This is a genomic window from Bifidobacterium asteroides (assembly GCF_019469425.1).
Taxonomy (GTDB): Bacteria; Actinomycetota; Actinomycetes; order Actinomycetales; family Bifidobacteriaceae; genus Bombiscardovia; species Bombiscardovia asteroides_I.
In genome coordinates, this window is record NZ_CP048272.1 from 459,891 (window position 1) to 475,966 (window position 16,076).

Genomic DNA, 16,076 nt, shown 5'->3' on the forward strand with positions numbered 1-16,076 from the left:
CAGGGACTTAGCGACCGCTTGTTTCCTTGAAACTGCAAGGATGTAACCGTCGGTTGACAGAAAATATTGGTGTCTTTGCCAGAGGCGACCCGAAGCTGGTGGGGGCCGGGGACCTGGGTATTCCATCATGGTTCCGTCGCCGGGTGAATCGGCGTCCCGTCGATCGGAAGAAAAACATCATGAGTTTCAGAACCAACCTGCAGGACCTGCGGTCGCAACGCAACGTGACCCAGGAGCGACTGGCCATGCTGGTAGGGGTATCCCGTCAGGCAGTGTCCAAGTGGGAGTCCGACAAGGCCTACCCGGAGATGGACAAGATCCTGGCCATCTGCGACCTGTTCGGCTGCACCCTGGATGACCTGGTCCTGGGCGATGTCCGCCGGCCGGGCTCCGGTCGGCATGATGATCCGAAAGCGCAGGGCCTGGCTGGGCGGGATGATGGCGCTCCTGACCAGCCGGAAGCCGTATCCTCATCCATGCCCGCCGTGGGCCGGGGCGGCACCGGCCGGGGGTCCTCGACGATCCCCCAGGCCAGGCCCGCTCGGCCGACCGCGCCCGTTCCCTCGACCATGGAGGACGTGACCGGATACGTCTCCTTCAGTAACGTCTACAGTCTGCGATCGGCCCTCGGCGTCGCCGCCATCCTGTTGGGGCTGGCCTTCAGCGGCCTCTTCGCCGGAGGGAGCCACCCGACGGACGCGCAGAACGGCCCGGCCTGCCTGCTGCCGGTGGTCTCGGCCAGGAAGGACTTCCGCTGCAGGCATCCCTGCGTGGTTGATTTCTACACCGATGAGAAGTGTTCTCGGGCCTCCCGTCAGACCACCTGGGAGCAGGTCTGCGGCCTGGCTCTGATTCTTCTGGATGTGCCGATCAACACCGCCGGCTTCCTGATCTGGGGCTGGTCGGACCAGGTCAGGGGCTTCATCCTCTTCGCCCTCTTGGCCTTCGGGGTCCTCCTCCTGGTCCATGCCGGCACCACCAGAAAAATGATGAACATCAAGGCAACGAAGTGGGGGAGAGCGAGGAACATGGCTTCGAGGATTCGGGCGCTGACGGGAACCGGGTCTCCAACTCCATAAGCGGCATCATCATGGGCCTGTGCACGGTGGTGGCCTTGGTCATACTCTTCTCGGGCAACGAAAACAACTTCCTCGGCTTCCACGTGCCATTCTGGGCCTTCTGGGCCATCGGCGGAGTCGTCTGCGGGTTGGTGCAGGCCCTGATCGGCATCTTCCACAAGCCCCCTCGTGCCGGCCTGATGACTTGCCTTCGTCGGTCAAATGTAGTAGCCTGACAAAGTTGTGTGTTTGACCGTAGCCTTGTGCTGCCGGTATGAACACCTGGAACGACTTGGAAAAACAACGTAAAGGGAGTCATCATGGCAGCTCGTTGCGCGGTGTGCGGCAAGGGCCCGCAGACCGGTTACAGTGTTTCTCATTCGCATATCCGTAATAAGCGCGTCTTCCGCCCCAACCTGCAGTCGGTGCACACCACCGTTGATGGTCAGAACGTGCGTCTGCGCGTCTGCGTCAAATGCCTCAAAGCCGGTAAGGTGCAGCGCGTCGCCGCCTAAGTGCGGTTCGTCGGTCGTATATGGACCCCCGGAGGCATAAGCTCCGGGGGTTCTTGTCGTCCTGAGGGATGATGGTAGGCGCTTGCGGGAGGTGATCGGGTATGTCGGCAGTGGCTCGTGTTGGTCTGCACAGCACCGTGGCCTCGCTGGTGGCCAACAGGCGTCGGGTGAGCGCGCTCAAGGCTCTAGGCGTGGTCACGGTCGGGGATGCGCTGACCTATTATCCTTTCCGCATCACCGATCCCATGCAGGTCACCACTATTGCCGGTATTCGGCTTGGGGAGCCCTGTGCCTTCGCCGCCCGGGTAGATCAGGTGCGTTTGGTGCCACTGAGCGCTCACCGTGGCTTCCGGCTGGATGTGATGGTGGACGATGCAGCCTTCGCCAACAGTCGGGGTGGCACTCCGCTGGCGGTCAGACTGGTTTTCTTCTCTCATAAGAAGCCTTATATGGACTGGATGGTCCGTCGGCTGCAGGTAGGGGCGGATCTGGTCGTGGCCGGTGAGCCCGGCATCTACATGGACCAGCTTCAGTTCACTCATCCCGAGACCCTGATTGTTGCCAATGCCGATCAAAAGGCTTCAGCGGACGCTTCTCGGCCCGGTGCGGCCAGCCTTGATGAGGCCCTGGAGCGCGTCCGTCGTCCGCGCCCGGTCTATCACGCCAGCTCCCGCATCTCCTCGGACCATATTCACGATGTCATTCTGGGTTTTCTGCGCCTGCTGACACGGGCTGATGATGCATCCAGCCCCACTCCTGTAGCAGGTGCCGCCGAGGAGGGGCAGAGCAGCGCCGAGGTCCGCATTGATCCAGAAGCCTTGGGTCGGGCCATACCTGATGTGCTGCCCGAACATGTCCGTGCCAACCAGGGGCTGATGCATCGTGCCCGTGCTCTGCTGGAGATGCATGCCCCCGACAGCCCTGACGACTTCGCTGCGGCACGCAAGACCCTACGTTACGAGGAGGCCTTCGTCTCGCAGACGGCCCTTCTGCAGACCCGTCACCAGACCCAGCAGCAACCCACCTATCCATGCGCGGATTCGGGGGCTGACCGTCCAGACACCCTGCCCGCCCGTTTCGTCGACTCCCTGCCATTCCAGCTTACCGATGGCCAGCGTCAGGTCATCAACGATATAGGCGTCGACATGGCCCAGGATCAGCCCATGCAGCGGCTTCTGCAAGGCGAGGTCGGCTCCGGCAAGACCGTGGTGGCCCTGGCAGCCATGCTTCAGGCGGTCCAGGCTGGCCATCAGGCTGTCTTGGTGGTTCCGACCCAGGTGTTGGCCGAGCAACACTATGCCTCTATCGGCGGCATGCTCAAGGCCATGGGCGCCGATGTGACCGCGACCGCCGTAGAAGGACGCCATAAGCCTGTGGACAACGTCACTATGATCCGTATGACGGATCAGCTGGTCCTGCCTCTGGTGCTGCTGACCGGAGGTATGAGGCTGGCCCAGCGTCGCTCTGCCCTGGCTGTCTCGGCCTCGGGCCGTCCCTGCATTATCGTCGCCACCCATGCGGCCTTCTCCAAGACCTTCCAGGCTCCAAATCTGGCCTTGACCGTCATCGACGAGCAGCATCGTTTCGGCGTTGAGCAGCGCGAGAAGCTGCGCCGCAAATCCGAGCGGGTTCCCCACCTGCTGATCATGACCGCTACACCCATACCGCGCACAGCCGCCATGACCTGGTTCGGAGATCTTGACATCTCCACCCTGACCGAGCTGCCCAGCAACCGCAAACCAGTGCGCACCCACGTCATCGCCGAGTCTGACGGAGCGACCATGGGCGCCATGTTCCTGCACCTGCGTCGACGGATCGATGCTGGGGAACGAACCTATGTCATCTGCGCCCGCATTGACGACGAAGATGACCCTTCGACCTCCTCTGACCGTCCCGGCCAATCCAGTGCGTCTGACTCCCAACCTGAACTGCTGGTTGAGGAGGGCCAGGGCGATGGCCACCGTCCGCCTCTGCATTCAGTGGCCGAAATGAGCCAGCGACTGGCCGCCCTGCCGCAGTTCCAAGGCATTGCCATGGCCACGCTGACCGGACGAGATGACGATGCCACCAAGAATGCTGTTATGGCGGACTTCGCCTCGGGTCGCACCCCCCTGCTGGTGGCCACCACGGTTGTGGAAGTGGGGGTGGATGTGCCCCAAGCCTCCTGCATCGTCATCTTCGATGCCGATCGGTTCGGGCTCTCCCAGCTTCATCAGCTGCGCGGCAGGGTAGGACGCGGCGGCACGGACTCTTGGGCCTTCCTGATCTCGCGCGCCCCTGCGGATTCCCCTGCTGCGGAGCGGCTTGAGGTCATTCGTGACACCACTGACGGGGCAAAAATCGCCGAGGAGGACATTCGCATCAGGGGGGCTGGCGACGTGTTGGGTGATGCCCAGTCCGGTGGTCATTCCTCCCTGAAGCTTCTGCGGGTGGTCACCGACGCGCCCATGATCGCCCGTGCCCGCACACAGGCAGGCCAACTGCTGGAATCCGACCCCGCTCTGGCCGGGCAGCCCGAGCTGGCTGGCGCTGTCCTGGACTTCATGAGGGGCAACGAAGGCTTCCTGGTCTCCAGCTGAAAGGACAACAGACCATATGCACATCATCGCCGGCCGCTTCAAGGGATTCCCCATTCCCGCAGCCCTCAAAGGCACCCGGCCCACCACCGATCGGACCAAGGAGGCTATTTTCTCCCATCTGGAGTCCGAAGGCCTGTTGTCCGGCGCTCGGGTCTTGGACCTGTTCGCCGGCACAGGGGCTTTGGGATTCGAAGCCCTCTCCCGCGGTGCTCAGAGCCTGGTGGCTGTGGAGTCTTCTGGTCGTGTTGCCGGAGTGCTGTCACGTTCGGCCGCAGGGTTGCGCCATCATCCTGCCTGGGATCAAGCCATGGATATTCGCGTCAGCAGAAACCGTGCCGAGCGCTTTGTTCGTCCTCTCTCTTCCGGTCATGAGGATGTCGGTCTGTCCGAGGCCTGCTTCGACCTGGTCTTCATGGACCCGCCTTATGATCTGTCGAGGGATGACTGCCAAAGCATTGTGACCGGCCTGACCGCCCGAGCAATGGTGGACGATAGAGGCATGATCATTCTGGAGCGATCCACACGCACTCCGCCGCCCACGGCTCCTGAAGGATGGGTCATTGATCAGGTTCGTATCTACGGGGAAACGGCAGTCTACTATATGACGGCCCGCTGATTATCCCTGTATTGTATGACTTATCAATTTGACGGCTCATTTAGAGGCCTCGGATGGGTTTCCCGTGTATCCCAGCCCAGGTCCTCCAAGAGACGGCGGTCATGCTTATCGAGAGTGAAGCAGTCCAATCGGGCGATCAGGTCGGGACGGATTCGACTGGTTCGCCTGATGGCCTCATCGCGTCGGAATCTGTCCACCTTTCCGTGGTCGCCACTGGTCAGTATCTCGGGCACGGCCATACCCCGCCAGGTGGTGGGTCGTGTGTACTGGCGATATTCCAGCAGCGGCTCGTCCCCGGTGTAGGACTCCTGCACGATGGAGTCAGGATTGCCCATGAAGCCGGGCAGGAGACGGGTGATGGCCTCCAGCATGACCGAGACTGCCACCTCGCCCCCATTGAGCACGTAGTCGCCGATGGAGTACTCTCGGACATCGACCCCTTTGTTTCGGTAGTAGTCGGGGATGCGTGCGTCGTAGCCCTCGTAGCGGCCGCAGCCGAATACCAACCGCTTCGCCTGTGACAGCCTGGTCGCATCGGCCTGGGTGAACAGGGGCGCGGATGGGTTGGGGAAGATCAGGACTGGTTCGGTCATGCCAGCCTCGTGGCTGTCTGCAGATGTATCTGTCTGGGATGCTACGCCATCGCTTTTCTCGCCGGAACTCTTCATCGCTTCTTTTTGTTCTTCGGCATCAGCAGTGTTGGCTGTTTGGTCCGTGGTGGCTTGTTGCAGAGCCGATTGGTCTGGAATGCCCAACAAATCGTCCAGGCATCGGCCCCAGACTTCAGGTTTCATCACCATGCCTGCTCCGCCGCCCACCGGCGTATCGTCCACGGAGTGGTGCACGTCATGGGTCCAGTCGCGCAGATTATGGGCGCGTATGGTCACCAGGCCTTTCTCCTGGGCCTTGCCCAGCAGGCTGAGTCCAGTTATGTCAAAATACTCGGGGAAGACGGAGACGATATCGATTTGCATGTCACCAACTCTACCTAAGCCTGTTTAGGTCCGTAGCGGACGCGGATCGGTACGTCTGCGGGTGCTACACTGGCTGGGTCTTCAAAAGTTGTGGAGGCGAACCGGCTCGTCGCAGCATGCGGCTGTCAGCCCGGCGCCGCTTTGGAAGATGTCATCAACGCAGCCAGAGAGCTATAACCGTTGCGCAAACAGCAATGAGAGCGGCATCGGATGATGCCATGCCGTACGGATCCGTGGTGATGGCTATGCGAACAGTCTGATGCGTGAGGAGCGGACGGTCCATGGTCGACCATGTTGATAAGAAAACAAGACTGCTGATTGCCGGCACTGCCGGGCTCGCTTTCTGCGGGGTCCTCTTGGAGACCTCGCTCAACGTCACCTTTCCGGAGATGACCCGGTACTTCAAAACTGGGCTGGGTACGGTCCAATGGCTGACCACCGGCTATCTGCTGGTGGTGGCCTTGACGGTTCTGGCTGCCGCCTGGCTGGAGCATTCATTCACGACCCACGTTTTGATTCTTGCCAGCGTGGGGATATTCCTGGGCAGTGACCTGATGTGCATCCTCGCTCCATGCTTTCCCGTCCTTATGGCGGGACGCCTCCTGCAGGGCATTAGCACTGGTATAGCCCTTCCCCTGGTGTTTTCCCTAATCATGAGGAAGGTCCCTCTTCACGTTCAGGGTCGCTACGTGGGCAGCGCCGGCATGGCGGTGGCCCTGGCGCCCTCCTTGGGCCCGACTTTTGGCGGAGCCGTTATCCAGGCCTTGTCTTGGCGAGCCATCTTTCTGATCGTGCTGCCCATAGAGCTGATCTTCGGGGTCATAGCACTCATATCAGTCGACAGGGAGAGCGCCCATGTCGGTCCTTTCGCCTGGCTCCAATTTCTTCTTCTGGGTATTTTTCTGACTGGTCTCACCATGGGTCTGAGCACCCTGGATGTGCACGGTCCTATTACTTGGCTGTCCCTGTTCATCGGTGTTCTGGCCCTGGTTGCAGGGATCTGGACCCTTACGCATCAGCGCTACAGCCTGATCAACATCGCAGTTTTTCGGAACCGTATCTTTGCTCCTGCCCTGATCCTCTACTTTTTGGTTCAGTTCGTCCAGATTGGCCTGACATTCATCCTGCCCAACATGGCCCAGTCCGTCCTGGGAGAAACCTCCACCGTCGCAGGTCTGCTTCTGCTGCCGGGGAGCCTGCTTTCGGCCCTCTGCCAGCCCGTCACAGGCGGCTATTTGGACGGTCATGGCCTGCGTGGACTGCTGGCTGTGGGAAGCGCTGCCTTCTTCCTCTCGGCCTTAGGCTTTCTGGTTCTCAGTCGGCATTTGTCCGTTCCGCTGATGGTTCTTCTCTACGCCTGCTACATGGTCGGTCAGGCTTGTGTCTTCAACAACCTGCTTACGGTTGGACTGCAGCATGTCCCAGCGAAACTGGTGCCCGACGGCAACGCGCTCTTCAACACCCTTCAACAGTATTCAGGCGCCGCTTCGACCGGCGTCCTGGCTGCCATCATCACCGGCATGCCAAAGGCCAGAGGGATTCATGCCGGCGCTCAAGCCTTCCAGTTCGGAGCTGTCTGGGCTTTCGCTTTCGTCTTTTTCATCGTCCTGGTCATCCTCCTGGTGGCCTGGTTCCTGGAGCACAGCCTGGCCAGTCAGGATAAGGGTGGGGCTCAGGTTGTATGACCTCCGACTCCTTCTGAAAGACCAATGGTTTTAATTCAGCAATGAGATGCCGACCCAGACGGCCCAGCCTAGTGCAAGGACCAGGTAGGGCCACCAGTGCATGCGGGTGATGGCTACGAACTCACGGATGAATGCAGTTGGCCAGTAGTAGCCCTTGGTGTGCGAGCCGATTCCGTCGGCATTGAGTCCCACTTTGCTGGCGTATTCGCTGGCCCGGAAGACGTGGTAGTCGCTGGTGACCAGGGCCACCCGGTAATGTTCAGGCCCCGTGCCCATCTTGTAGCGGTCATCCAGGATCTGCTTGGAGTAACGCAGATTCTCCAAGGTAGTGGTTGACCTGTCCTCCATGATGATGGCCTCGGCTGGCACCCCGCATGAGTTGCGCAAATACTGAGCCATGGCCCTTGCCTCGCTGATGACCTCATCGGGGCCTTGCCCGCCGGAGACCACGAAGCGCCCCAGCCGTCCCTGCCGCTTCCAGAGGTCTACAGCCTTGTCCAACCGTCCCCGGAGCAGGGGCGTGGGCTCTTCGCCGCGCAGACCGGCTCCATGGATGATGATGTAGTCGTAGCGACGCTTGCGGGGCAGCAGCCTGTAAAAGCTGGAATAGAGCAGCAGGGCCAGGAAGGAGAAGAAGAACCAGGTGGCTTCTAGGTCGATTAGCCCAGCCAGCTTCTGCATCCATGAGGGGGCGCCAAACCCAGCCAAGAGGGGTGAAAGGATCATGTAGGCCACCACGGCCAGTGCTAGCAGTCCGGGCAACAGAGTGGTCAGGGAGATTCCCTCGTGTCGAATGACGATGGCCGTGTTGGCCAACAGGAAGCAGATCACCAGCAGGGGAGAGGCAATGAGCAGGATGACCAGGGGCAGGATCAGCCAGCGCATCCCGAACTGCAGAAGAAGCGCTCCGCCCAGGGACAGCAGCAGGAGCAGGAGCCAGATGGCATTGCGGAACTGCCGTGGTTCCTTGTGCAGATCCCAGAGGAAAAGCAGGCCGAAGATGATGGCGGGTGCATAGAGCAGGAGGAGTTGCAGGTGGTTGGACATGCGCCGATTGCCCCTTTCACGAGAATGGCCGCGCAGGGTCTGCTTCCACTGTAGCGAATCAGCCAGCCGGCGCCTATCTTTGACATGCCAGAGGTTCCCTGACAGCCGTGGTACCATATAAGTGGTAAATCTCACACCTTGGAGGATGAGTGTGGGTGTTTCCCGACGGTGCGCACCACAGATCGATATCATGATGCTGAGGGGTCCTTTTGGATTGCACATCGGTGACCGCATGGGCATGGCCAGTCGCAAGGCAGCGATGCGTTGAGAGGCGGAAGCTGTTTTGGGCTCCTGCACGATCCGGAGGCGGTCCGGACCTGGCGTACAAGGCTGTAGAGAGGTGTGGTAATGAAAGTAGTGATTTTCTCCACCTGCGTGGTGGACCTCATGTTTCCGAACGTGGGGAAGGCCATGGTGGAGGTGCTGGAGCGGTTCGGCTGCGACACCTATCTTCCCAAGGAGCAGATATGCTGCGCCCAGCCCACCTTCAACAGCGGATATGTCAAGGAAAGCATGCAGGTCATGCGCAACGAGGTGGATGCTCTGCTGAGTGTGGATGCCGACTACATCGTGGGCCCGGCGGGATCCTGCGTGAATATGCTCAAGGAGCTGCCCTTCCATCTGAAGAGTGACCCGGTCTACGCGGCCAAGGCCCAGACCATGGCTGACAAGACCTATGAGTTCTCACAGTTTCTCTATCGGGTGCTGGGTGTGCTGGATGCGGGCGCCGAACTTGACGCTGTGGCCACCTATCATCGCTCCTGCCACATGACCCGGCTGCTTGGGGAACGGACCAGCCCCTTCGTTCTGCTGGACCATGTCAAGGGCTTGACCATGATCCCCCTGCCGCACATCGAGAACTGCTGCGGGTTCGGCGGCATGTTCTCCATGAAGGAGCCTGAGATCTCCAAGCAGATGGTGGATGAGAAGGTGAACGACGTGCTCAGCACCAAGGCCAGCGTCCTCATCTCCTGCGATCCGGGCTGTCTGATGAACATCGGCGGCCGCTTCAACCGGCGTGGCGAGAAGATCACCATCATGCACCTGGCTGAGGTGCTCAATCACAACGTGGACATGAGTCGCGTCAAGTATGTGGAAGGCCGCTCTGCAGGCGATGGGGCCGCGGGTTCCCTCAGGGCTGCCAAAGAAGAGGGGGCTCTGGTATGAGCAGCATGGTCAATGGCAAGAAGGCTGCGCAATATCTGCGGACCAGCAAGGCTCCCTTCCTGACCAGGGTCAAAGAGTCCGAACAGGACGAATTTGCCCAACAGGCCGTGGCCAAGGCCCAGGATGCGCAGTGGATCAAGCGGGAGGCCGCCCGTCAGGAGCTGGGCAACTGGGAACAGTGGCGCGACCTGGGCGAGCAGATTCGCCAGCACGTCATCCGCTACCTGCCTGACTACCTGGAGGAATTCGCCGACAATGTAGAGAAGCGCGGCGGCCATGTCTTCTTCGCTCAGACCGACGATGAGGCTGCCCAGTACATCAAGCAGATCGCCATCGAGAAGAAGGCCAAGCACGTCGTCAAGAGCAAGTCCATGGTGACCAGCGAGATCAACCTGGATCCTACGCTGATGACTGTGTCCGGCCTGGAAGTGCTGGAGACCGACCTGGCCGAGTTCATCCTGGAGGAGGACGACTGGGACCAGCCCACGCATCTGGTCTTCCCTGCCCTGCACAAGAACCGTGAACAGGTTCGTCAGGTTTTCGAGAAGAAGCTGGGCTACAAGGGCGACAACGATCCTCAGCACATGGCTCGATTCTCGCGCAAGGTTCTGCGCAAGCACTTCCTTGAGGCCGACATGGGCATCACCGGCTGCAACTTCGCCGTGGCTGACACGGGCATGATCAACCTGGTGACCAACGAGGGCAACGCCGACCTGGCCATGTGCATCCCCAGGACCCAGGTGGTGGTCATGGGCATGGAGCGTCTGGTGCCGACCATGAAAGAGGCCGAGACCATGGACAACATGCTGGCCCGGTCCGCTGTCGGCCAGAAGCTGACCTCCTATCTGACCTACACTGCACCACGCACCGGCCAGGAGTCGGACGGGCCGGACGATGTCTATGTGGTAATTCTGGACAATGGGCGCTCCAACGCTCTGGGAACGGTTTTCGAGCCCATCCTCCAGTGCATCCGTTGCGCCTCCTGCCTGAACGTCTGCCCCATTTACCGGCACATTGGCGGTCACGGCTACGGATCCATCTATCCCGGTCCTGTGGGTTCGGTGCTCTCGCCGGTGCTGGATGGCGGCTACGACGATTTCGGAGACCTGCCCTACGCCTGCAGCCTGTGCGCCGCGTGTACGGCCACCTGTCCGGTCAAGATCCCCCTGCATCAGCTCATGATCGAGCACAGAAGGATCATGATGGACGACCAGTCCAAGGCCAATCTGATTGACGACACCGTCATGAGGGTCATGGGCCTGGGAACCGGCCACTCCTCGCTCTTCCGTACCGCCCTAGGGGTGGATCACACCATGCTGACGCCCATATCCAAGAAGCAGCCGGAAACGGCCAAGAACCTCTTCGCCAGCGATCGGCATGTGGAATGGATGCCCTTCGTCTTCGGCGGTTGGACCAAGGTTCGTGATCTGCCGGATCCGCCCAAGCACGGGCAGAACTTCCGCAGCTGGTTCGCTCATCACAAGAAGGAGCAGCAGGCATGACCGATCGTGAGGTATTCCTGGACTACCTGGCTAAGAAGAGCGGCAGACCACGCCACCAGCTCAAGGACCATCCTTTGGTGCCGGTCAACGATCTGCCGGAGACCACTTTGTCTGGCCACACCCAGGACGAGCTGCTGGAGATCGCCCGGAAGAGCAGCGAGGCCGTCCATGTGGACTTCCGCACCTGCACCAAGGCCGGGTTGCCCACTGCCTTGGACGAGTTCATCGATTCGCGCAAGGACGACAGCGACCATGTGATGCTGCCCACCTCCGACCTGTTCGCAGACTTCGGTCTGGAGGAGTGGCGGGATGGCCTGAATCCGCCTGCCACTTTCTGGAAGCCGGGGGCCAGCCGCGAGGAGAACATCAGGACTGCTGACGAATCTGGTACGGCGATTGCCTTTGCGGACTTCCTGCTGGCAGAGTCTGGCACCATCACCGTGGCAACCACTCCTGGTCAGGGTCGTGCTTTCCACTTCCTCCCGGTGCACTATCTGAGCATCATCCGCAAGTCCAAGATCCTGCCGCGAACCCGGCAGGCCATGGACTACTATGATCCAGCCCTGGTTTCAGGAGAGCTCAAGACCTCCAACATCAACTTCATCACTGGCCCCTCCAACACGGGCGATATCGAAATGGTGATCGTGGTGGGCGTGCATGGCCCTCTGGATATGACATATCTGGTGGTTGAAGATATGTAGCTCTATATCATTTCCTGCTTCGGCAGGTGCATTTCCCGCAGGTGGGGAGTCAGCGTCCTTCTTCGAGCCGCTGACTCCCCACCTACCTTCTTGTTAAGAGACGGGGTCAGCCCAGGCCAGGCAGAAGTCCTCCAGGCGGATCGATGGCCACATACCCGTTTTCAATATCAACCTGGGGCACCAAGGCTTCGACGAAGGGTATCAGCCCTTCCGTCTCCTCGTCGCCGTCTTCGACGGTCATGCGGATCTGCAGCTGCTGCTGGGCTACGCCGTCCAGCACGTCGCTGACCTGGCCGACCACTCGTCCGGAGGGCTCACCCAGTGAGTTGCCCGGAGCCATGCGAACCTTGAGCCCAATCAGATCATCGGGGTACCAAGCATCCTCCTGCGCCAGCTCCTCTGCTGGATCGGCCTGGGTATACAGCTCGATGCCGTTCAATGCTTCGGAGGCGTTCCTGTCTTCGACTCCTTGGAAGAGGACGATCCAACGCTGTTTGAAGCGGCGGGAGGAGACCACCGTGAAAACCTGACCGTCCCTGGTCTGCAACTGGGAGCCGGGGGCGAAGCGACGCTCAGGCTCGTCGGTGCAGGCATATACGTTGACCTCGCCCTTGAGCCCCTGGGCGCGGCCGATACGGCAGACCCTCAGCAACCTTCGCTGCTGAGGGTCCGGACCCTGCGGGTCGTGATTGGCGGACCGGCTGGAGCTCACCGGCGCACGTCCATGATGTCGACGCGCACCTTGTGGTCGGCCAACGCCTGGATCACGGTGCGGATGGCGTTGGCGGTCCTGCCGCCCCTGCCGATCACGCGGCCGATGTCCTCGGGGTTGACCCGCACCCGCAACAACTCCCCGCGAGAGTTCTCGTGGGACTTGACCGACACGTCATCGGGGAAGTCCACGATGTTCCTGATCAGGTGCTCAACAGCCTGTGCAAGCATGATAGCCGGTCCTTCCAGTCCTCAGTGAATGTGCCTTACTCAGCAGCCTGCTCGGCCTGGGCGGCATCCGCCGACTCATCGGCCTTGGGGGCTTCCTTCTCCGCCTCAGCCTTGGCCTTGGCGTCAGCCTCGGACTTGGCGGCCTTGAGCTTCTGGGCTTCGTTCTGTGCCTGCTCGATGCGGGCCTGGGCGTCGACCTCGGCCTGCGGCACCTTAAGAGTGCCTTCCTTGCCGGGCAGATCCTTGAACTTCTGCCAGTCGCCGGTGATCTTCAGAAGGTTGAAAACAGGGTCGCTGGGCTGAGCGCCCACACCCAGCCAGTACTGGGCGCGATCGGAGTCGATCTTGATTGAAGAAGGCTGGGTGTTGGGATCGTAGGTGCCGATCTCCTCAATGACCTTGCCATCGCGCTTCTTGCGGGAATCGACCACGACCACGCGGTAGAAGGGGTAGAACTTCTTGCCCATTCTCTTCAGACGAATTCTGGTTGCCAAAACGGCTCTCCTTGGTACTTGGTGTGCCCGGCGGCGTCTCCATGTGGGGCATGGTGGCGCTCCTGGCGTGTTCCTCACGGCCGTCGGAATGAGAGGGCTCCTCCGGACATGAATAACAACAAAAGTATACCTCCACCGTGGGATATGGCGGGTGGTGAGCCTGTAAGGATTTCAGAGCCGACGAGGCAGAGTCAACCGGGCCACCAGCGCTCGGTGGTCGCTGCCGGGAATCCTGAGGGCATGCATGGATTGCGGAATTAGGCCGCCGTCCGTCAAAATATGGTCGATTTCGATCAACGGCGGCAGCGCGCTTGCGGAGGGGAAGGTCGGATGGCTGCCGGCTTTCAGGTGCAAAGATGCGTCATGCAGTCCGGATTTGGCCAGCGTAGCCCGGAAGGTCGGATGTTGCAGGGTGGCGTTGCAATCGCCCATGACGATGGTGGGTACAGGCGGATGGGTCAGTTTGGCCAGTGCGGCGATGCCCAAACCCCACTGTCCGGCACCTCGTTGGGGTGATTTGGGATGGACGCTGGCCACTCGGATCGGTCCAGAGCTGGTCTTGAGCTCGACTAGAGGTACTGCAGCCGCCGGAAGGTCCAGAGCCGATGGCGAGGTTTTGACGGGTTGCGTGGCTGAAAGGATAGCGTTCTGGCCGCCATTGTCGTCAGGGCTCGCAGTTCCCTGTGTCAGGTAGGGCAGGAGCCGATCCAGACCTGCAGCCTGAAGCGATTCCAGCAGCTTCCCCTCTACCTCCTGCAGAGCTAGTACCTTTATTCCATAGGCCCGCACGCAACGCACGACCTCTTCAGGATTGGACTGGCCGAAGCGACAGTTCAGAGTCATGACGCTCAGTCCATGGTCGGAAGATGATTGACTGGTCCGGTCTGCTGGAGGCAGTCGGTAGCATAGACGCTGGCAGCTGGCCAGAGTGAGTTCTATCAGCGCCAGCAGGCATTGGGGCCAGGCGTGTGCGAAGACCGTCCATATCAGTATGGCCAACAGGGGAGCGGTCAGCAGGTCGATCAGGGCGATCAGCTCTACCAGGGGGCGGTGCCAATCAGCTCCGGCAGGCAGGAAGCGCAGGGCCATCCACAAGGCGATGAGACCCAAGAGAATCCAGAGAAGCGTGTTCACGTGCCATTGTCTCCTGCATGAGGGAGGGGTTAGCGGCCGCCGAAGAGACCGCCCAGTCCGCCGCCAAGGTTGGGGGGCAGGTCCGGCAGGCCTTCAGGCATCTGCGGAGTTTGAGGGCGCTTAGCGAAGGCCGAGCCGCCGGAGGATTTGCCCTTGCCGGACAGGCGCTCGCGTAAAGCCTTTTCTTCGGCCTCACGCTTCATGGGATTGCCTGAACGGGAACCCTTGCGGCCTTTCTTGCCTTTTTTGCCCTTCTTGCCGCCGCCAGCGCCCATGCCACCCATGCCTGGGATTGAACGGCTGCCATTGGTCATCCGCTTCATCATTTTGGCTGCTTGCTCAAACCGCTGCAGCAGGCCGTTCACAGCTGAGACCGTAGTGCCGGCGCCATAGGCGATCCGGGCCCGACGTGAGCCGTCGATGATGCTGGGGTCGCGTCGTTCCTGGGTAGTCATCGACTGGATGATTGCCTGGGTCCGGTCCACTTCCTTCTCATCGAACTGTTCAAGCTCCTTGCGGTGCTGGGCCATGCCCGGGATCATGCCTAGGATGCTCTTGAAGGAGCCCAGCTTGCGAACCTGCTGGAGCTGTTCCAGAAAGTCGTCCAAGCCAAAGCTGCCCTCGGACATCTTCCCGGCGGCCTTGCGGGCCTCCTCCTCGTCGAACTGACGCTGGGCCTGCTCGATCAGGGTCAGGATGTCGCCCATATCCAGAATGCGGGAGGCCATCCGGTCGGGGTGGAAGACCTCGAAGTCCTTGAGACCTTCGCCGTTGGAATCGAAGAGGATGGGCTTGCCGGTCACCGAGGCCACCGACAGGGCCGCGCCGCCGCGGGCATCGCCGTCCAGCTTGGATAGGACCACGCCGGTGAAGTCCACGCCCTGGTCGAAGGCCTTGGCTGTGGCGACGGCGTCCTGGCCGATCATGGCATCGATGACGAAGAGGATCTCGTCGGGGTGGACGGCATCGCGGATATTGCGGGCCTGTTCCATCAGCTCCTGATCCACGCCCAGCCGTCCGGCCGTATCAATGATGACCACGTCGTAGAGCTTGTCCTTGGCCACCCTGATCGAGTCGGCCGCCACCTTGACGGGGTCTCCTGTGACCTGTCCGGGGGCCGCCAGCTCGGATCCGCTGGTTTGCACGCCCGGCTCGGGTGCGTATACCGGCACTTCGGCGCGCTCGCCGACCACCTGGAGCTGGGTGACCGCGTTGGGTCGCTGCAGGTCGGCCGCCACGAGCAGTGGGGTGTGGCCGGCATCCTTGAGCCAGTAGCCCAGCTTGCCGGCCAGCGTGGTTTTGCCTGCACCCTGCAGGCCGGCCAGCATGATGACTGTGGGTGGGTTCTTAGCGAAATTGAGTGGTCGGTCCACTCCCGCGCCCAAGATGTCGGTCAGTTCGTCATAGACGATGGAGACCACCTGCTGGGCTGGGTTCAGAGCCTTGGAGACCTCCTCGCCCAGGGCGCGTTCCCGGATGCGTCCGGTAAAGGAGCGCACCACATCCAGGGAGACATCGGCATCCAGGAGGGCGCGGCGGATCTCGCGGATTGTGCCATCGATGTCGGCCTCAGTCAGCTTCCCCTTGGAGCGCAGATGGGTGAAGGCCTGGGAGAGCCGATCGGTCAAAGATGAAAATGCTGCCATAGTGTCCCAAGTCTAC

Annotated in this window: 15 protein-coding genes and 1 pseudogene; 9 read left to right on the forward strand and 7 right to left on the reverse strand. The window is 61.0% G+C overall.

From position 1 onward, the window contains the following. Positions 1–179: 179 nt before the first annotated feature. The 5 genes and pseudogenes from GYM67_RS01710 to rsmD form a co-directional block, all read left to right on the forward strand. Positions 180–1,079, forward strand: coding sequence for a helix-turn-helix transcriptional regulator (locus GYM67_RS01710; protein WP_220236843.1), 900 nt, complete (start codon positions 180–182; stop codon positions 1,077–1,079). After that, positions 1,010–1,294, forward strand: coding sequence for a hypothetical protein (locus GYM67_RS01715; protein ID WP_220236844.1), 285 nt, complete (start codon positions 1,010–1,012; stop codon positions 1,292–1,294). The genes GYM67_RS01710 and GYM67_RS01715 overlap by 70 nt, the downstream gene beginning before the upstream one ends. An 84-nt stretch (positions 1,295–1,378) precedes the next feature. Further along, the gene (gene rpmB / locus GYM67_RS01720; protein WP_220236845.1) at positions 1,379–1,573 is read left to right on the forward strand and encodes a 50S ribosomal protein L28; all 195 of its coding nucleotides are present in this window, start codon (positions 1,379–1,381) and stop codon (positions 1,571–1,573) included. A gap of 101 nt (positions 1,574–1,674) precedes the next feature. Further along, positions 1,675–4,152, forward strand: coding sequence for an ATP-dependent DNA helicase RecG (locus tag GYM67_RS01725; protein WP_220236846.1), 2,478 nt, complete (start codon positions 1,675–1,677; stop codon positions 4,150–4,152). Positions 4,153–4,162: 10 nt separating this feature from the next. Continuing rightward, positions 4,163–4,768 (forward strand): annotated as a pseudogene (gene rsmD, locus GYM67_RS01730) (16S rRNA (guanine(966)-N(2))-methyltransferase RsmD); the annotation flags it as partial. Positions 4,769–4,791: 23 nt separating this feature from the next. Here the strand turns inward: rsmD and trmD are convergent. Continuing rightward, on the reverse strand, positions 4,792–5,742 hold the full coding sequence (gene trmD / locus GYM67_RS01735) for a tRNA (guanosine(37)-N1)-methyltransferase TrmD (RefSeq protein WP_220236848.1): 951 nt from the start codon (positions 5,740–5,742) through the stop codon (positions 4,792–4,794). Positions 5,743–6,023: 281 nt separating this feature from the next. Between trmD and GYM67_RS01740 the strand changes: the two genes are divergently transcribed. Beyond that, complete coding sequence (locus tag GYM67_RS01740; protein ID WP_220236849.1) at positions 6,024–7,427, forward strand: MFS transporter; 1,404 nt, start codon at positions 6,024–6,026, stop codon at positions 7,425–7,427. Positions 7,428–7,457: 30 nt separating this feature from the next. On the opposite strand, the gene GYM67_RS01745 is transcribed toward GYM67_RS01740, so the two are convergent. After that, a complete protein-coding gene (locus GYM67_RS01745; protein ID WP_258561541.1) occupies positions 7,458–8,474 on the reverse strand; it encodes a YdcF family protein in 1,017 nt (338 codons plus the stop codon). 348 nt (positions 8,475–8,822) lie between these two features. On the opposite strand from GYM67_RS01745, the gene GYM67_RS01750 reads away from it, so the two are divergent. From GYM67_RS01750 to GYM67_RS01760, 3 genes are read left to right on the forward strand one after another with little or no spacing between them, the layout of a single operon-like run. Further along, positions 8,823–9,641 carry a (Fe-S)-binding protein gene (locus GYM67_RS01750; RefSeq protein WP_220236850.1) on the forward strand — a complete coding sequence of 273 codons (819 nt, stop codon included), beginning with the start codon at positions 8,823–8,825 and terminating at the stop codon, positions 9,639–9,641. Continuing rightward, on the forward strand, positions 9,638–11,143 hold the full coding sequence (locus GYM67_RS01755; protein WP_258561542.1) for a LutB/LldF family L-lactate oxidation iron-sulfur protein: 1,506 nt from the start codon (positions 9,638–9,640) through the stop codon (positions 11,141–11,143). Before GYM67_RS01750 ends, GYM67_RS01755 begins: the two co-directional genes overlap by 4 nt. Next, positions 11,140–11,844, forward strand: a complete 705-nt coding sequence (locus GYM67_RS01760) for a LutC/YkgG family protein (RefSeq protein WP_045935029.1) — start codon at positions 11,140–11,142, stop codon at positions 11,842–11,844. Before GYM67_RS01755 ends, GYM67_RS01760 begins: the two co-directional genes overlap by 4 nt. Before the next feature lie 106 nt (positions 11,845–11,950). Here the strand turns inward: GYM67_RS01760 and rimM are convergent, their stop codons facing one another. The 5 genes from rimM to ffh form a co-directional block, all read right to left on the reverse strand. After that, positions 11,951–12,556, reverse strand: a complete 606-nt coding sequence (gene rimM, locus GYM67_RS01765; protein ID WP_220236851.1) for a ribosome maturation factor RimM — start codon at positions 12,554–12,556, stop codon at positions 11,951–11,953. Continuing rightward, a complete protein-coding gene (locus GYM67_RS01770; RefSeq protein WP_015021362.1) occupies positions 12,553–12,786 on the reverse strand; it encodes an RNA-binding protein in 234 nt (77 codons plus the stop codon). The genes rimM and GYM67_RS01770 overlap by 4 nt, the downstream gene beginning before the upstream one ends. Before the next feature lie 35 nt (positions 12,787–12,821). Next, positions 12,822–13,280, reverse strand: a complete 459-nt coding sequence (rpsP, locus tag GYM67_RS01775) for a 30S ribosomal protein S16 (RefSeq protein ID WP_220236852.1) — start codon at positions 13,278–13,280, stop codon at positions 12,822–12,824. A 171-nt stretch (positions 13,281–13,451) separates the two neighbouring features. Further along, positions 13,452–14,414 carry an endonuclease/exonuclease/phosphatase family protein gene (locus GYM67_RS01780; RefSeq protein WP_220236853.1) on the reverse strand — a complete coding sequence of 321 codons (963 nt, stop codon included), beginning with the start codon at positions 14,412–14,414 and terminating at the stop codon, positions 13,452–13,454. 29 nt (positions 14,415–14,443) lie between these two features. Continuing rightward, positions 14,444–16,060 (reverse strand): signal recognition particle protein, encoded by a 1,617-nt coding sequence (gene ffh, locus GYM67_RS01785; protein WP_220236854.1) that lies wholly within the window; start codon positions 16,058–16,060, stop codon positions 14,444–14,446. Positions 16,061–16,076 lie beyond the last annotated feature (16 nt).

Excerpts from the sequence above, each read along its gene's own strand:
- GYM67_RS01770 (WP_015021362.1), bottom strand. The coding sequence starts at position 12,786 with ATGCTTGCACAGGCTGTTGAGCACCTGATCAGGAACATCGTGGACTTC.
- GYM67_RS01750 (WP_220236850.1), top strand. The coding sequence starts at position 8,823 with ATGAAAGTAGTGATTTTCTCCACCTGCGTGGTGGACCTCATGTTTCCG.
- ffh (WP_220236854.1), bottom strand. The coding sequence starts at position 16,060 with ATGGCAGCATTTTCATCTTTGACCGATCGGCTCTCCCAGGCCTTCACC.
- GYM67_RS01740 (WP_220236849.1), top strand. The coding sequence starts at position 6,024 with ATGGTCGACCATGTTGATAAGAAAACAAGACTGCTGATTGCCGGCACT.
- GYM67_RS01755 (WP_258561542.1), top strand. The coding sequence starts at position 9,638 with ATGAGCAGCATGGTCAATGGCAAGAAGGCTGCGCAATATCTGCGGACC.
- rpmB (WP_220236845.1), top strand. The coding sequence starts at position 1,379 with ATGGCAGCTCGTTGCGCGGTGTGCGGCAAGGGCCCGCAGACCGGTTAC.
- GYM67_RS01725 (WP_220236846.1), top strand. The coding sequence starts at position 1,675 with ATGTCGGCAGTGGCTCGTGTTGGTCTGCACAGCACCGTGGCCTCGCTG.
- GYM67_RS01760 (WP_045935029.1), top strand. The coding sequence starts at position 11,140 with ATGACCGATCGTGAGGTATTCCTGGACTACCTGGCTAAGAAGAGCGGC.
- trmD (WP_220236848.1), bottom strand. The coding sequence starts at position 5,742 with ATGCAAATCGATATCGTCTCCGTCTTCCCCGAGTATTTTGACATAACT.
- GYM67_RS01745 (WP_258561541.1), bottom strand. The coding sequence starts at position 8,474 with ATGTCCAACCACCTGCAACTCCTCCTGCTCTATGCACCCGCCATCATC.
- GYM67_RS01710 (WP_220236843.1), top strand. The coding sequence starts at position 180 with ATGAGTTTCAGAACCAACCTGCAGGACCTGCGGTCGCAACGCAACGTG.